We start from the raw sequence: 17360 nt of genomic DNA, 5'->3' as shown, positions 1-17360 counted from the left end.
AGATAAAGAAGTGCAGCGAGCCCTAACTGAACCCTTAAGAATGCCTCTCATCAGTCCAGTAAGGATTCACGAGCCACTAATAAACCATTGCAAAAGCGCGGCCGTCGAAAGTAATTCAACATTGGCCCGGGCAATACACGTTGGTGCTGATACAGCCTGCCTTCGGCAATTCCCGAACCGCCGGCAGCAATTAAAGCCCTAAAAATCAACCAATCCCCGAACTACTCTTTACAATTCAGAATATGTTTTGTATTTTAACAGCATGAAACGGTTTGTATCTTTCCTGCTCTTAATCGCTATGCTTTTGCCCCAAAAAAGTATGGCCTGGGGTTTTTGGGCGCACCAGCGCATCGACAGGCTGGCAGTGTTTACCCTGCCCCCGGAAATGATCGGGTTCTATAAAAAGCACATCGTTTACATTACCGAAACCTCTACCAAGCCCGACAGCCGCCGCACCATGGTTCCCGGCGAAGCCCCGAAGCATTACATCGACATTGATGTGTACGGCGACAGCGCGCTGTATAAAATGCCTCGATACTGGAAAGAGGCCGTGGCCCGCTACACCGAAGATACTTTAATGGCGTACGGCATTGTGCCCTGGCACGTCAACCTAATGAAGTACCAGCTCACCGAGGCCTTTAAAGCCCGCGATACCGACCGCATTCTCCGCCTTTCGAGCGAAATGGGCCACTACATTGCCGATGCCTGTGTGCCCCTGCATACCACCGAAAACTACAACGGTCAGCTTACCGGCCAGCGCGGCATTCATGCGCTCTGGGAAAGCCGTCTGCCGGAATTATTAGCCGGCAATTACGATTTCTTTGTCGGCCGCGCCACCTATATTCAAAACCCGCAATTGCGCGCCTGGGCGGCCGTTACCCGTTCCCATTTAGCTTTAGATTCGGTATTGAGTTTCGAGAAAAAAGTAACCTCCGAGTTCGACGATGACCGCAAATACAGTTTTGAGGAACGCGGCGGCGTAAACACCCGCGTTTATTCCCGCGATTTTTGCGAAGACTACCACCGCAAACTGAACGGCCAGGTAGAACGCCAGATGCGCTACGCCATTGCCCTGGTGGGCAGCTACTGGTACACCTGCTGGGTAGATGCCGGTCAGCCCGACCTGAACAAACTGGCGGGAATTTCAGAACAGGAGCTGCTGAAAATGAAAGAAGAAGAAAAGCAGGATCTGCAGAAAATAATTCCGGTGCGCCCCGAAGCCTACTTACCTCCTGCCGATTTTTCCGGGCACTACGGCTGTACGCATTAAGGCTTTCTGCCCCCTGACGCTTATTGCTGACATTCCGCAGGCAGGTGAAAAGTCTCCCTTTAGATTCATTTTCACGTTAGCTGGTTCAGGTTTGAGCGAAGCGGTAACCTGAACCTATTAATGATCTGAAGTTTATAACTTCAGTGAGACGATAGCCTCAAGAAAGGCTACTTCTACCCCGGCCTGTCCCCCGACAGGCCGGAAGCACTACAGCAATGAGTATTATGCAGAAGCTTCAATAATGCGGTTAATAAAGGTAAAATGTCTGGTGGGTTGGGCTACCTGAATGGAGCGGCGATAGTCCGGCCTGTCAGGGGACAGGCCGGGAGGTACGTAATATTTAATAGTTTCCCCTACTTAAAGATGTGTATACCCTAGGTCAGGAGACAGCCGGCGGATACAGAAGGGGTAGGGAGGATTTTACAGAATTTGTTTTTTTTATCAGGAATGCGTGAACCTCCCCCTACCCCTCCAAAGGGGGACTTTATCCAATATGCGTGCTTAAACGGTTGTTCCGGGAAAGTTTTGGAAAATCTCCAGAATGAAATAGCCCTGCCCGGAAGTCCTTGTTGCAATTTCAACTTGAAGTCCCGGTTTTTCGGCTGAAAATGTACCGTTTAATTCCTTTCTATTCCGCGTGCAGCAGGCGTTCAATGTCTTTAATTAAGCCGTAAAGCACCAGTACGTCGCCGGCTTCGATCACGGTTTCGGCGGAAACCACCCCGATAACGGTTTTGCTCGGCGAAGTGGTGCTCCAGAATTTACGGCTCTGGTTCGGGCGAAGAATGGTAAGTACGTTCACGTTGTACTCGTTGCGGATATTGGCTTCCCGGATGCTTTGGCCCACGTACCGCGCCGGCGCCAGGGCTTCCACAATGTTGTAATCATCCGACAGCCCGAAAGAATCGATCACGCCTTTCAGTTCCAGTTTTTTGGCCAGTCGCTCGGCGCTTTCCTGCTCCGGCCGGATGATCTGGTCTACGCCCAAGGCTTCCAGCACTTTCTGATGAATAGGCGAAATGGCGCGGGCAATGATGCGTTTGGCGTTCAGCTGTTTGAACAAGGCCGTAGTCATAACCGAGGCCCCGAAATGTTCGCCGATACCAATCACCACCACATCCGTATCGTTGAGGGGCAGGGTTTTAAGCGCCGGCAGTTCGGTGGCATCGAGGCAAATGGTATGGGTAATTTCGCCTTTAAACGCATCCACTTTCTCCATGCTGTTGTCTACGGCAATTACTTCGTGGCCCATGGCGGTAAGCTGTATGCCCAGCGTAGAACCGAAATTCCCTAACCCGATAATGATGTACTGCATCTTGTTTTTTGTTTAGCTGATAATAATGTTTTCGGCCGGATACTGGTACCGTTTGGTTTGGTGGCTGGTTACAAACCCGATTACGAAAGTAATGATCCCCACCCGGCCCAGGAACATGGTAAGCATAATTATGGCTTTGCTGAACGAGTTCAGATCCGGCGTTAAATTCAGACTTAGCCCTACCGTGCCAAAAGCCGAGAAAACCTCGAACGCCACCCGGATAAGGTCGTGCCCCGGATCGAAAAGCATGATCAGAAAAACATCCGTTCCAATGATCATGAACGAAAGAAACATAACCCCGAAAGCGCGCTTCAACGATTCGGTCGGTATTTCCCGGTTCATGATTTCCAGACGGTCGCGGCCTTTGGCAATGCTGAGAATGTTGAGGAAAGCCACCGCAAACGTGGTGACTTTTATACCGCCGCCGGTAGATGCCGGAGCAGCCCCAATCCACATCAGGAGCAGGTAGAACAGAATGGTGGTTGGCGCCAGGGTGGCCATGTTTACGGTATTGAACCCGGCTGTACGCGGGGTAACTGAACCAAAAAATGCTGTTACCAGTTTACCGAAACCTGAATGTTCCTTTAAGGAATAGTTGTATTCAGTAATGGAGAATAAAACACAACCTATAATTAGTAAAAAAGCAGAGGTAGTTAATACAATTTTAGAATTGAGCTGTAACAGCCGAGGTGTATGTTTGTATTGATGTTTGCTAAAAAAACGATAAAACAAATTCAGAAATTTATCTTTTAAGTATCTATAAAAGTTAAACATAATTGGAAAGCCCAGCCCCCCCAATATGATAAGTGCAGCAATTACAAGTTGAAAGTTATAATTATAGCGCAATCTGACGTCGTAGAGACCATCCGTAAATAAACTAAAACCTGCGTTACAAAAGGCGGAAACAGCATGAAAGGCTGCAAAGCCCGCCTGCTGCATTAAGTCACCATCAAACATTTCCGGATCTAAATTACTGAAAAGGAAAACCGCACCTATGGCTTCCAGGGAAAGGGTGACAATCACAATCTTCATGATCGTCCGGAAAGTTTCGCCGATTTTGTCTTCGTTTACAAGGTTTTGCATAAAGAGCTGGTTCTGAAACGAGGAGTTTTTTTGAAACAACAATGCAAAAAAGCTAGTGAACGTCATTACTCCCAAGCCGCCCAACTGAATAAGCATGAGCAGGATCTTCTTGCCGAAAGGCGTAAAGGTAGAAGCCACATCCACTACCGAAAGTCCGGTTATGCACACTGCACTGGTAGCAGTAAACAAGGCATCTTCCACGCCAATGCCCTGGTAAGAGGCTTTCGGCAGCAGCAACAAACCTGCCCCGCTAAAGATCAGGATCAGGAAGGAGTAAATAAAAAGCAGGGCCGGACTGAACCGGGAATGATAGATCTTGAACGTGCGGCGCGAAATTTCGAGCAAAAACACGTACACAAAAACCATGTAGGTAAAGGTAGACCCGTTAAAAAACCGGATCCAGGGTATAGCCGCAAGTTCTTCGCTCCGCATAAAGAACCGCATGCTGAGCGCCACCACAAAAAAGAGCAGCACGGCCGTTTCTGTCAGGCGGCTTTTACTTTTCCGGGCTTTCCAGATCACAATGGCCAGAAACCGGTTAAGCAGCGCCACAAAGAAGATAACCAGCAAATAAGAGTTCAGGTGATGAATGGCCTTCTCGGTTTCAGCATCATACTCAAAACCAAGGTCGTAGAGCATGAGAATGAAGGAAAGCAGGCTTAGGAAGAAAAATGCGTAGCCGGCAACATTGAGCACCCGCTTCCGCATCCGTTTCAACGATTCGTATTTTTGGCGAAAATTCGGGTTAAGCGGCATAAACAGGTAAAAACGCTAACAATTTCATCGGAAAAAGCGAAGATACGCAAAGCAATTTAAATCAGCTTCGGCCTGGAACAGGCAGTTCAGTTACTTTTAAAAACCCACTGCAGTTGCAGGCCTCCGTAAAAATTACGGCCGGGCGCGGCATTGAAATACCGGTTACCAAACCCGTTCAGATCGTTGCCCAGGCTGTATTTTTTATCCGTGGCATTTTCCACGCCCCCGTAAATTTCCGCCTGCAGCTGCTGGAATATGGTCTTCCTGAAACCGGTTCTGGCTCCGGCTACAAAATAGCTGTCCGCGTAAACCGTATTGGCATCGTTGAGCGGAATTTCCGAGGTGAAATTGGTAGTGATATGCAGGTAAAAACCCGCGCGCGTTTCCAGATCGAGGCCGGCAGTTACCGTTTGAGCGGGCGTGCCGGCAAGTTTGTTGTCGGAATAATCGGTATCGTTTTGTTTATAATTCTGAAACCGGAAATGATTCAGCGCTGCATTGCTCCAGATCTTCAGCCCGGAAACAGCGCGGTTTTTATCGTTCAGGATTTCATAGCTCAGGCTGGTTTCCAACCCCTGCTGTTTTGTAGCGCCGGCATTCTGAAAAACGACCGTGCCATTTCCGGTAGTCCGGCTTACAATGGTTTCCTGCAACAGGAACCAGAACCCCGCCACATCGAAAACCAATTTATCTTTTAAAGCGCTTCCCCGGAAACCAAGCTCGTAATTCGTGCCGCGTTCGGGTTGCAATCGGGTATTAAAACTGCCGTCCGAAGGCCTGATTTCTGCCTCAGTTGGCGGCGAAAAGCCGCTGCTGATGCTGCCGTGCATCGCCACTTTTTCCGAAAGCAGTTTCACCAACGCAATACGCGGCGAAAACTGCGGCTCGAAACTGCGCTCCTGTTTCCCGATATTCGTTTGCGTGACATCCGAAAGCCGGTTTAATTCATACTGCAAAGCCGAAACGCTGCCGCCCAACGTTGCCGTAAATTCCCAGGGAAGATCAGCATCGGTTTGGGCAAAAACAAAGCCCTGCTGCGCGGTAACTTCATCATCAAAATTCAGGTTACCGGCTGCGCCTTTCTGGTTCTGGTAGTGCCGGGAATTCACGAAACTGCGCTGCGCCTCTCCGCCCAAACTGAACCGGGTATTGATACTACCGAAACTGGTCTGGTACGTCGTTTTGGTTCTTCCGCCGAAAGCCTGGTTCGTATTGCGTTCGTAATCGGTGGTGAACGGATGATCAAGAAAACTGAACACGCCAAAAACCGACGTGCTGTTGCTCCAGTTCTGGTTGAACGTATACTGATGACTCAGGCCAATATTGAGCCCGTTTAGGTTTATAGAAGCATGCTGGTCTTTGTTCAGTTCTCTTGCCTGTCGCGGATTTTCATTGAATTGTTCATTGGTTAAAGCGCCCGGCAGTTCGTAATACAGTTTGGAATAATAAGTGTGAAAGCTGAAGGTCTGTTTTTCGGTGGGCCGAAGGTTGCCGGAAAGTAAAACCACCTCGCGGTTCATGGCGCTTTGCTCGCGGTAACCATCCAGTATCTGCTTGTCGTAGCGCACCAGCAGCCCCCCTTTTTCCATTCCTGCCGAAGCCGTTACCACATATTTCTGCAAGCCCAAAGACCCCGCCATTCCCTGCAAAGAAACGCTGCTTTCGTTTAACTCTGGCTTTACGGTTTCGAGCAAAATAGTGCCGCCGGTTCCCGCACCGTACACGCTGCCCGCGGGACCTTTCAGCACTTCCACTCTTCCAATGGTAGCAGCATCAATCAAATTTAAAGGCAAGGTCCCGTTCGCTTCTACCAGGGGAATGTCGTTCAGGTAAATTTTTACGTTCCGCACGCCGAACGGCGCCCGCAAACTACTTCCCCGGATAGAAATGCGGTAACTGGCCGTAGCGCGTTCTTCCATCCGCACACCCGGCAACGTATTGAGCGCCGGCACCAGCGAGTTTTCGTTAAAGCGCTGCAATTCCCGTAGCGTAAGCAAACCAATACTGCCGGCCGTTTTCAGCAAAGGCTGATTGGTTTCGTAGCCACGCACCACTACTTCCGGCAGGGTTCTGGTAAGCGGCTCCAACCAGATTTGCAGAAAGTTGCCCGAAACCGGCAGGCGCTGCGTTTTATAACCCACCAGGCTAACCAGAATGCTATCGGTTGGGCCGGAAAAACCCAGGGTAAAATTACCGTTCGCATCGCTGAGGGTTCCGGTGGCAGCGCCCATTATTCCTATCGCCGCACCGGCTAAAGGCTGCCGGGTTTGCGCATCGGTAATTTTGCCTTGCAGCTGCCCCTGCGCCAGGGTCAGAAACGGTAATAAAAGCAGCAGAAAAAACAGCGAATATTTCATCCGGATAGGTTTGCCCTGCATACGCACCTTTTACGGCAAGAGGTTTGGGTTTAAGCTGATGTTTTAATGAAATCTCTAAACTCCTGGGGAATTTCATTGCCGTCTGCTTTAGCTGACGGAAAAGAAAAAAATGCGTTTTGGCTTTAGCCTAAATTTCAGGGCTGTTCTGGATTAAGCACATGGGAATGTTTGGCTAAAGCCGGAATTATAGCCTTATGCAACCGTCAGCTAAAGAGACGGCAATGAAATAAGAATTTGCAAAAAAAACCTGCTTCCTCCAGGGAGTATTGTTGAATTACTTGCTATGCAACCGGTAAAAAACCACGGCTTCCGGCGTAACTTTCGTGACTTTTTTATTGCTGGCATCCACCAGGTTTACTTTTTCAGCTTTGTATAGTTGCCGGAAGGCGGAGAGGTAATTCGCTATACCGTAATTCGTGCCACAGCTGTGACTTTCGTAAACTTCCCGGATGGTCTTGTAATGAAAATCACTTTTGCGTTTGGCCAGTTCCTGCGTCAGACTTTCCAGGCTGTACTTGTTCAGGAAATCGGAAAAACCGGGAATAGCAGCGGGTTGGTAATTCAGGTTCACGCCAAACAGCGGCACGCCGTCTTCCTGCTTTTCCGAAAACGTTTGCAGCCATTCCTTCGCCCTAAAATAATTTTCCGGACTCCGACTGATCAGCAGTAAATAAACAGTATTACCGCTTTTCCCCGGCGGGTTTATTTTGAAACTAAGCGGATAAAAACCTATTTTCCGGAAGGCACTTTCCAGGTGTTCCAGCAAGAACTGTTCGCGCAACTTCGGGCTTTTCTGTAACTGGTATTTTGGTTTGCTCTCCGGTAGTGCTTCGCCGAAAAGGTGGGTTAAGAAACCGGTAGGGTTTTCGGCTAAAAAAGCTTTTTCCAGTTTCTTAAAATCGAAAAGCAGGAACAGATCGGCGCTGGAATTCTGAATAACGTTCGCAATTATTTCCTCCCCCAAAGCATAACTGAATGGATCGGCTGCCACTAATCCCGGCACTTTTTTTAGCGTTTCCGCTAGCATTTCCCGGGCTTCCGGCTCGTTCAGCAAAAAGGTGTTTTCCGGCAGCCGCGGTTCATCTTCCCCTTCTTCTGTTGCATGCTGCAAGCTTTGCTTCAGCTTTTCGAGGTTGGCTTTGGAAGCATCACTCAGAAAGAGGTTCAGGTTTTTTTCTTCGTTTTCCGTAGCGTTTTCAGCTTCCTGAATTTTTAAAGCAACTGCTTTTTCGCCGTTCGCTTCCAAACCGTTTCCGGCATTCAGATCAGCTAATACCAATTCCTCCGAAGCTGCTGTTTCTGCCCAAACCTTAAAATACGCCGGCAACAGTTCCGCTTTTATGTCGGAAAGGCCGCGTTTGGTCTGGAAGAAATCGGGTGAAGGGGAAAGCATAATCTTGGTGGTGCAAAATTACGCTTAAAAGAATTAACTTTCTGCTGTTTGTAGTCTTGCGAAGGAGGACTGCAAAGTAAGAATGAAGAAAGCCATCTCCGACGGCGCTACTCTACGCGGACAAGCATTTTTGGAAAGTTCGTGGAAGCGTAGGGAAGTCAGAGACTTCCTGGTTCATTTAAAGTTTGCAGTCCTCCTTCGCAAGACTACAAACAGCGGAGTTATTTAAATAAACGAAACACAAAATAGAAAAAGGACCACAGTATTAACCATAATATTACCTGTACAATGTATACAGTGATTGAATTTGTATAAACCATTTGCATCAATCCATAAACTGAAGTGGATATAAAAAATAAATAATAATCATTAAATCTATCAGAAAGGCTACCAGAAGAATTATAAAATACTTTGTCTTGAATAGCTGGAAAGAAGCTGTAAATAAAAGTTATTACCCCAGTAATTACTTTTAACTTATTAATCTGAATCATTATTAGTAATTAAGCTTGAGATTCTATTAAACTACTTTAATCAAACCTTAAACATACAATAAAAAAAAGGCAGCCATTCAGCTACCTTTTTTTATTCCAACTCCAAACGCTATCATTTTACCGAAAAAGTCCGCTTCCCAAAAGCGGTCAGATCAACTTCCCGAACCGGCGCGACGTAATTCTTCCAGGTTAGTATTCCTCCGTTTCAGTTCGAATTTTTCGCCGCGGCTGAAGCGGTAACGCAGGTTTATCCGGAAGCTTTGCATGCCGAAATACTGATCGAATTCGTTGATGTTGCCGTCGAAATTAGCCGCGCCAATTACCCTTCGGGTTTTGAAAATATCGGTTACGTTTACCGAAAGGTCCAGCTGGTTATTCAGGAAGGCACGTTTAAAACCGGCATCTACCCACCAGTTCTGGTCAATTTTGTATAAGCCGTAAGCCGAAGGTCCCTGGTAACCGGCATTCACCTCCATCCGGATATCCTTCGGCAGCTGCAGGTTGTGGTTCGACTGGGCAAAGAAGAAGACCTGCTCGTTGCGACGATGTTTATCGGCCAGGTACATGGTGTAGTTCTGGTATTCCAGGCTCAGGTTATTGCTTACCTCCCACTTCGGCAGAATTTTTACGGGTAGCACCAGATTGGCGTTCACGCTTTCAAAATTATCCACGTTGCGGGTCTGGAATTCAGTGGTCTTGTTCTGATTGTTTTGCGTCGGAATTTCGGCCATAAAACCAGCCGTGTTGGCATAGCCCAGAATCAGCGTATAGGCATCTTTGTAGGTTTGCGTAAGCTGAAACGAATTGGTGTATTGCGGTTTCAGGTCGGGGTTGCCTTTGGCCCAACTGTACGGATCGAGGTAGAAAATAAACGGGTTCAGGTTGTTGTAGCCGGGGCGGTCCAGGCGACGGCTGAAATTGTAATTCAGCTGGTAATTTTTGCTAACCTTTTGCTGCACAAATATGCTCGGAAACAACCCGAAATACTCTCGATTTCTCGTATCGTTTAAGGTAACGGAATGCCCTTCGGCTACGGTTTGTTCGGCGCGCAAGCCCCCCTGCACCTGAATCTTTTCCGACAGCGCGGTACTGAAGTTCGCATAAGCCGCATAAATATTCTCGGTGTAAATAAAGTGGCTGCTCCGCAACGGATCGGCTATTTTCTGGTTTTCGCGCACAAAGAAAAACTGCAGATCGTTATCCGAAACCACGTGGCTGGCCTTCGCTCCCAGTTCCAGTTTCCCGCTCGTAAATACCGGACGCGCATAATCGGTTTTAGCCGACCAGATGCGGTAACCGGAAGGATTATCGCTGCCCAACTGGTCTAAAGAAGCCGGTTGGGAAAGATCGGCAGGCCGGGAATAATTCCGGAAATCGCCTTTGCCTTTGAAAAGCAGATCGGCATAATCTAGGTCAACGGAAAGCGTGCTTCCCAGGGTATCGGGTTTGCCGCTGTAATGCAGGTTGAAGGTACCGTTGCCGAAATTCCGCTGGGTATAATTGCGGGCCTGAATGAACAGGTCGTTTTCCGGGTTGCCGGTGCGCAGGTAGGAATCCGTATCGAAATCCGTTTCCTGGTTCTGGTACGTCAGGTTGGCCATTATCCCGATACTGTGCTTTGAAGACAATTCGTAATCGGTGCTCAGGCGCAAATTCGGTACAAACGTAGCGCCGTTTTCGCGGCCTTTCTGGGTTAAGGTGGTAATGTTTCCGGCTTCGTTAAAAGCCCGGTCCATGGTGTTGGTCCGTACCCGGGCCCTTCTCGAAACATCCAGCATAGCCGTAGAACTCCATTTGCCTTTCTTATAGTTCAGGTTGCCGCCGTTGGAATACCCATGAATGGTATTGTACTGATAACCCGCATATACGCTGCCGTTAAAACCCGATAAGCTGTTCTTTTTCAGGTTCAGGTTAATGATGCCGGCCGAACCTTCCGCATCGTATTTAGCCGAAGGGTTGGTAATAATTTCCAGATCCTTAATATTATCCGCCGACATCCCAGACAGAAACGTTTGCAGTTCTTTACCGCTCAGGTAGGTCAGTTTGCCGTCAATCATTACGCGTACCCCAGACTTGCCGTTCAGCTGAATGTTACCGTCCTGATCAAGCCAAACACCGGGCGCTTTCGTCAGGATATCATAAGCGCTGCTGCCGGCTGCCATGGCAGTACCTTCCACGCTCATCACCATTTTATCCGGGTGGTTAGTAATAGTAGGCCGCATGGTTTGCACGGTTACTTCTTTCAGGTTGGTAACCTCTTCCTGCAGCACCAGTACGCCAAAATCCTTGCTGAAACTTTCATTCGTTACCTGAAAGCTTTCCGATTCGGTATGCTGAAAACCCAGAAAAGTGCAGCGCAAAAAGTACGTGCCCGGCACCGGAGCTTTCAGCTGAAAATTTCCTTTTTCATCGGCCGTGGTTCCGGTCTTCACGGTGCCGGTTTCTTTCTGCACCAGGGCCACGTTGGCAAACCCAACCGGCGCGCCTTTATTGTCTTTTAAAACGCCTTTCAGCATACCGGTTTCCTGGGCAAATACCGGCGAAAATATGTTAAGTATTAAGACGAACAACAACAGGAAGCTGTTTTTCATAAGGTAGAATTTAGCGGGTGATTATTTTGCCAGCCGGTATTCTACTTTTGTGCCAGAATCTTATAGCGTTTGCATAAACCTGAATTTCAATAAATTACAAAAAGATGGATTTTCTAAAATGTTCGCTTTCGAACAGTGCGATTTTATTACATGTCCGTGTCCGAACGGTATGGACATCCTTGAAATGGCGCTAGAGAATGGCTTTAGCCAAGCCGCTGCTTGAAGTTCTCCTTCGAAAGATCAAAACCTACAGGGAAAATTATTTCAATGCACTGAACTGTGATTGTTAAAATTGCGAGATTCTGCGATAATCTCGCAATTTTTACCTAATCTTGTCAAAATGCCATGTAAATGATTGAACAAGCGCCCAAGCCAAAACAAAACGACAATATTTTATCCTTAATGGTAAAACTTCAACTTGATGGGACTTTGAAACCTATTCAGGACAGCTACCTATATTGGGATAAAATAAAATACAAGTCCAAAGGCAAAGATTATACTCCAGAAGAACTCTGGAGCGCCGTGAAGTTTCAACGATTCCTTAAAACCGATAGAATAAAGTTCGGCAACTTTACCTTCAATTTTGTAATAACCGATTTTATGCAACGAGCCTTGCACCAATTCGATATGCATATTGGCGGCACTTTAGGCAGTAATATCGGAATTGCCGAAACTGACAAAACGAAGTTTATAATAAGCTCCATTATGGAAGAAGCTATTTCCAGTAGTCAGATGGAAGGAGCCAATACTACCCGGAAAAAAGCGAAGGAGATGATCCAACAGGAGCAAAAGCCCAGAAATAAATCTGAACAAATGATCATGAATAATTTTACAACCATGAAACATATTATTCAGCTCAAAAACGAAGAGATATCACCGGAAAAAATTCTCTATATCCATAAATTAATAGCCAGTAAAACGTTGGATGACCCGGAAGATGAAGGCCGGTTCAGAGATAATGATGACGTTCATGTTGTTAATCATATTGATAGCGAAATTGTACATACCCCACCTCACCAAACTGAATTAGAAGAATTAATTAAAGACCTCTGCTTCTTTTTTAACAATGACTCAGAGAATTTTATCCATCCGATTATAAAAGGCTGCATTATCCATTTTATGGTTGGCTGGATCCATCCCTTTACCGATGGAAATGGGAGAACTGCCAGAGCGCTATTTTATTGGTATATGCTTAAAAAAGGCTATTGGCTAACCGAATACTTATCGATTTCCAGAATAATAAAGGATACAAAAATTCAATATGAAAAAGCATTTCTTTATACTGAAATAGATAATAATGATTTAAGCTACTTTATTACCTACCACATCAACACAATGGAAAAGGCTTACGAAGCCTTAAAAGAATATATTAATCGAAAACAAAGGGAAGTTTTTCAGGCCGCCAAGTTCATGAAGATCCCCCAGGTAAATGACCGGATGGCTCAGATCCTGAAAATCCTACATGACGATCCAGACCGGGCATTAAACTCGAAAGAAATTGAAACCAGATTTAATATATCCAATTTTACAGCCAGATCAGATCTTAAAATGCTCGTTGAGTTAGGCTTCCTAGACGTAATTCAAGTCAATAAGAAAAAACAGAGCTTTATTAAATCGAAGAGCTTTGATAAAGTATTAAAAAGTTACAAGCTTTAACATCGTTTTTAATTGGACCTTAACGATAGCGATTTGAATAGAAAAGGCAGCCTTCCGGCTGCCTTTTCTATTCAAATCGCTATCGTTTCTACCTAAAAAACTAAACCAGTTTCTTATAACGAATGCGTTTCGGTTCCACATCGCCGAGGCGTTTCTTTTTGGCTTCTTCGTAGTCGGAGAAGTTACCTTCAAACCACACTACCTGGCTTTCGCCTTCGAAGGCTAAAATATGGGTGGCAATTCTATCAAGGAACCAGCGGTCGTGGGAGATGATTACGGCGCAACCGGCAAAGTTCTCTAAAGCATCTTCCAGAGCGCGGATCGCGTTTACGTCCAGGTCGTTGGTTGGCTCATCGAGCAGGAGTAAGTTGGCGCCTTGTTTTAAGGTCATGGCCAGGTGCACGCGGTTGCGTTCCCCGCCGGAAAGCACGCCTACTTTTTTCTCCTGGTCGGCGCCGGCAAAGTTGAACTTGCTTACGTAAGCACGGGAGTTGATCTGACGGCCGGCCAGCAACATGGTTTCGGTGCCGCCGGAAATGGTTTCGAAAACGGATTTGTTCGGATCGAGGCTTTCGTGCTGCTGGTCTACGTAGGCTACTTCTACGGTCGGCCCCACAGTAATGGTACCGGCATCCGGTTTTTCGCGGCCGGTAATTAAACGGAACAGGGTAGATTTACCCGCACCGTTCGGCCCGATAATACCCACGATTCCCGCCGGCGGCAAGTTGAAAGTCAGGTTTTCGAACAGCAATTTATCGCCGAAAGCTTTGGTTAAGCCTTCCACTTCAATAACCTGGTTACCCAAACGCGGACCATCCGGAATGAAGAGTTCTAACTTCTGCTCTTTTTCCTTTACGTCTTCGTTCATCATTTTCTCGTAGCTGCCCAAACGCGCTTTCGATTTGGCCTGGCGCGCTTTCGGACTCATCCGGGCCCATTCCAATTCGCGCTGTAAGGTTTTCTGACGCTTGCTTTCGGTTTTTTCTTCCTGAGCTAAGCGGTTGCTTTTCTGCTCCAGCCAGCTCGAGTAATTGCCTTTCCACGGAATACCTTCGCCGCGGTCCAGTTCTAGGATCCAGCCGGCCACGTTATCGAGGAAATATCTATCGTGGGTTACGGCAATTACGGTTCCTTTGTACTGCTGCAAATGCTGCTCCAGCCACAACACGCTTTCAGCATCGAGGTGGTTGGTAGGCTCATCTAAAAGCAATACATCCGGCTCCTGAAGCAATAAGCGGCAAAGCGCAACGCGGCGTTTTTCCCCGCCCGAAAGGTTGCCGATAATGGCTTCGGAAGGCGGCGTGCGCAAAGCATCCATGGCGCGCTCCAGTTTGTTGTCGAGTTCCCAGGCGCCCAGGTGGTCGAGCTTTTCCTGCACTTCGCCCTGGCGGGCCAGTAACTTATCGAAATCTGCATTCTCATCGCCGAAAGCTTCGTTAATCTGGTCGAATTCTTTCAGTAACGCTACCGTTTCGGCAACGCCTTCTTCAATAATGTCTTTTACCGTTTTGGTCGGATCGAGCTGTGGTTCCTGCTCCAGGTAGCCTACGCTGTATTCCTTGCTGAAAGCAACTTCGCCCTGGAACTGCTTGTCTACGCCGGCAATAATTTTCAGCAAAGAAGATTTACCTGAACCGTTCAGACCTAAAACACCGATCTTGGCGCCGTAGAAAAAGGAAAGGTAAATGTTCTTCAGTACTTGTTTCTGAGGCGGGTAAACCTTGCTCACCCCGGCCATCGAGAAAATAATGGTTTCGTTGCTCATATTGTTCGTTATTCGTTTATCGTTATTCGTTTTCCGGAAGCTATCCGAAAACCTGGGTGCCGGCAGAAATCTGCAAACCGGTTCAGGCTTAAATTGTTTCGTAAAGGTATCTAAAACAATTGCCTTCCGTAAGTATAACCCGGTTATTCCGGCAATGCCTCTAAAAAATATTAAAAGGCAAATATCGGAAATTTATAATAGGGATATAATTATGAAAATAACCGGAAATTAATAATCTTGTAAAAAAATTGTTCCAAACTATTTAGCTATCCAGTAAATGGAAAATAAGGATCTGTTGGAAGAAGCGAAAAAATTCGGCTTCATCCAAGACAATCAGGTGTGGCTTAAGCCTTTTATGGACTTCCCGGCCCGGCAGGTTGGTGAAGTGAAGGAAGTGGAAGATGAATCGTTGGTGTATTTTGCCCACCGGTTCGACCAGTTCCAGGAAAAAGTAATGGCCCTGATCAAGAAAATCGAGGAATCGGAAAATAAAGGCTCGTTCCTGATGAAGGTAATGCACCTGAAAGAGCAGATCGGCAAGTACGATGCCGTAGGCGATTTCGAGGCCCTGCACAAGATCCTGACCAATGCCGAAAACGAAATTAAAGCCGCCATCAGCCGCAACCGCGACAAAAACCTTTCCACCAAAATTGCCATGATCACCGAGGCCGAAGGCCTGCAGGAGAGCATCGACTGGAAAGGGACTTCGGAACGCCTGAAAGAATTGCGCGCCAACTGGATAAAGACCGGACCGGTAGAAAAAGCCCTGAACGAAGAAATTGAGGAGCGTTTCCGCACGGCCGTAGAGCATTTCTTTACCCGCAAAAAAGACTTCTTCGAAGACAAGCACGCCATGCTTAACCGCACCCTGGATAAGTATAAGGCCCTGATCGCACAATCGGAAGAACTGAAACATTCCGACGACTTTGAAGGCACTACCAAAAAGCTGAAAGAACTGCAGAACCAGTGGAAAGAAGTGGGCGGTAACCTGCCTCGCAAAACTTCCAACGAGCTCTGGACCAAATTCCGCGCCGCCCATAACTATTTCTTTGAGCGCCTGAAAAACCGCATTACCGAAACCAAGGTGGAAAGCAAGGAGAAGTTCATGGAAGACAACCTGAACCGCAAAAAGCAACTGGTGGTTGAAGCCGAAGAGTTACTGAACCTGAAAAACATGCAGGAGGCCACCACCAAAGCCAAAGAACTGCAGGCTACCTGGAAAAAAGTAGGCCCGGCCAAAGGCGCCGAAAGCGACCGCGTGTGGGAACGTTTCATGATTGCCTGCGACAAAGTGTTTGAAATGAGCAGCCTGGAGCACTACATGCGCAAAAAGCCGCTGCCGGCCGAAAAGAACTCCCCGGCTGACCAGATCCATGCCCGTATAAACGCTCTTCGCGACTTTATTAAGTACGACAAGCAGGAAGTGGACGTGCTGGAAACCAACTTAGGCAAACTAAGCACCGCGCCAAGCAACGAAACCTTCCGGACCATGCTGCAGGGCAAGATCCGCAACTTTAACCGGAAAATAACCACCAAAACCGAACTGATCGATTTCCTGAAAAGCCGCCTGAACAACAGTCCGGCCGCTTCCGCCGAAACCACCGTGGAAGCCGGCAGCGAAAACGCTACCCGTCAGGAATAAAAACTGCTGCAATAATACTTCTATCTACTAAAAATCTATGAAATTAAAGTCGCTTTTGGCCGCTGCCTTATTAAGCTGCGGGTTCTTTGCAGCCAATGCTCAGAAAGGCCCGCATATTGGCCTGATAACCGGTTACAACACCACCTGGGTGATCGACTCCAAGCTTTATGACGACCCGAACTATGACAGCCGCACCACCTGGAACTCCGCTCCATTCGGCGTTGTGTTGGGCTACAAGTTCAACCCCAGCTCTACGATTCAGGTAGAGGTTTTCAAGAACAACATGGGAGCTGAATACGATATTAAAGGAAGCAATATTTTCGGCGGCGATACCAAAACCGTTGGGGAAAAACGCATTGAACTGCAATACACATCGGTACCGGTGCTCTATAAATTTACCACCGGCGAAAAAGTACGGTTTAACTTTCATTTCGGCCCCCAGTTCAATTTCCTGCGCAAGGGTTCTGAAGTAAACCAGGTAACTGAACGTACGGTTTTGCGAGCCGGCCTGAGCAGCACAGACCTTACGGCGGGGGATGTGGAAGTTTATGAAAATGCACCTGCTACTTCCCTTGATCTCGAAATACCGAATAAAAGCATTGTATTAAATGCCGGCACTTACAACCGTCCGGACCATGCTACTTATAAGAACGACGATAAAGCAAATTTCAACAAAACGGATATCGGCGCAGCCTTAGGTCTGGGATTAGAAGCTGATCTTATCGACAACTTATACCTGAGCGCCAACGTGCGGTTCTATTACGGATTTAACGATATCAGAAGCGATAGCTGGATAAACATGGAGAAAGAGCGGGGCTACTACGAGTCACGCAACAATGTAACCGGCGGGTTCCAGTTAGGCCTGCACTACCGTTTCGATCTTTAGGCCTTTCCTCTAAACCAATTCTTAAAACTTATAAATTCTTCTGCAGCTACGGGCATTGCCTGGGTTGCAGAAGAATTTTCTTTTAAGGCTGTTCTGTTTCTGTTCTGAAAAATGGCCTTCCTAAAAAATGCCAG

Annotated in this window: 10 protein-coding genes; 4 read left to right on the top strand and 6 right to left on the bottom strand. The window is 47.3% G+C overall.

The genetic code is table 11. The annotated features are described in order from the left end of the window. Window positions 1-319: 319 nt before the first annotated feature. Window positions 320-1270 carry a S1/P1 Nuclease gene (locus tag F0P94_RS07860; RefSeq protein ID WP_191906966.1) on the top strand — a complete coding sequence of 317 codons (951 nt, stop codon included), beginning with the start codon at window positions 320-322 and terminating at the stop codon, window positions 1268-1270. A 628-nt stretch (window positions 1271-1898) separates the two neighbouring features. Here F0P94_RS07860 and F0P94_RS07855 read toward each other — a convergent pair. The 5 genes from F0P94_RS07855 to F0P94_RS07835 all read right to left on the bottom strand — a co-directional run bounded on the left by F0P94_RS07855 (window position 1899) and on the right by F0P94_RS07835 (window position 11277). After that, a complete protein-coding gene (locus F0P94_RS07855; protein ID WP_150903324.1) occupies window positions 1899-2585 on the bottom strand; it encodes a potassium channel family protein in 687 nt (228 codons plus the stop codon). Between the two features lie 12 nt (window positions 2586-2597). Then, entirely contained in the window at window positions 2598-4424 is a 1827-nt protein-coding gene (locus F0P94_RS07850; protein WP_150903323.1) for a TrkH family potassium uptake protein, read from the bottom strand. Between the two features lie 86 nt (window positions 4425-4510). Beyond that, on the bottom strand, window positions 4511-6802 hold the full coding sequence (locus F0P94_RS07845) for a TonB-dependent receptor (protein ID WP_225307150.1): 2292 nt from the start codon (window positions 6800-6802) through the stop codon (window positions 4511-4513). 274 nt (window positions 6803-7076) lie between these two features. After that, complete coding sequence (gene tcmP, locus F0P94_RS07840; RefSeq protein ID WP_150903322.1) at window positions 7077-8195, bottom strand: three-Cys-motif partner protein TcmP; 1119 nt, start codon at window positions 8193-8195, stop codon at window positions 7077-7079. A 643-nt stretch (window positions 8196-8838) separates the two neighbouring features. Further along, entirely contained in the window at window positions 8839-11277 is a 2439-nt protein-coding gene (locus F0P94_RS07835; protein ID WP_150903321.1) for an outer membrane beta-barrel family protein, read from the bottom strand. Window positions 11278-11628: 351 nt separating this feature from the next. On the opposite strand from F0P94_RS07835, the gene F0P94_RS07830 reads away from it, so the two are divergent. Further along, window positions 11629-12933, top strand: a complete 1305-nt coding sequence (locus tag F0P94_RS07830) for a Fic family protein (protein ID WP_150903320.1) — start codon at window positions 11629-11631, stop codon at window positions 12931-12933. Between the two features lie 100 nt (window positions 12934-13033). Here F0P94_RS07830 and ettA read toward each other — a convergent pair whose 3' ends face one another. After that, window positions 13034-14698: an energy-dependent translational throttle protein EttA gene (gene ettA, locus F0P94_RS07825; protein WP_150903319.1), complete on the bottom strand. Its 1665-nt coding sequence runs from the start codon at window positions 14696-14698 to the stop codon at window positions 13034-13036. A 277-nt stretch (window positions 14699-14975) separates the two neighbouring features. Here ettA and F0P94_RS07820 point away from each other — a divergent pair, with 277 nt between their 5' ends. After that, entirely contained in the window at window positions 14976-16340 is a 1365-nt protein-coding gene (locus tag F0P94_RS07820) for a DUF349 domain-containing protein (protein ID WP_150903318.1), read from the top strand. 37 nt (window positions 16341-16377) lie between these two features. Beyond that, window positions 16378-17226, top strand: a complete 849-nt coding sequence (locus F0P94_RS07815) for an outer membrane beta-barrel protein (RefSeq protein ID WP_150903317.1) — start codon at window positions 16378-16380, stop codon at window positions 17224-17226. Window positions 17227-17360 lie beyond the last annotated feature (134 nt).

Origin of the sequence: Adhaeribacter soli (assembly GCF_008727925.1) — a bacterium.
Taxonomy (GTDB): Bacteria; Bacteroidota; Bacteroidia; order Cytophagales; family Hymenobacteraceae; genus Adhaeribacter_A; species Adhaeribacter_A soli.
This window is presented reverse-complemented; position numbering and strand designations above follow the sequence as displayed.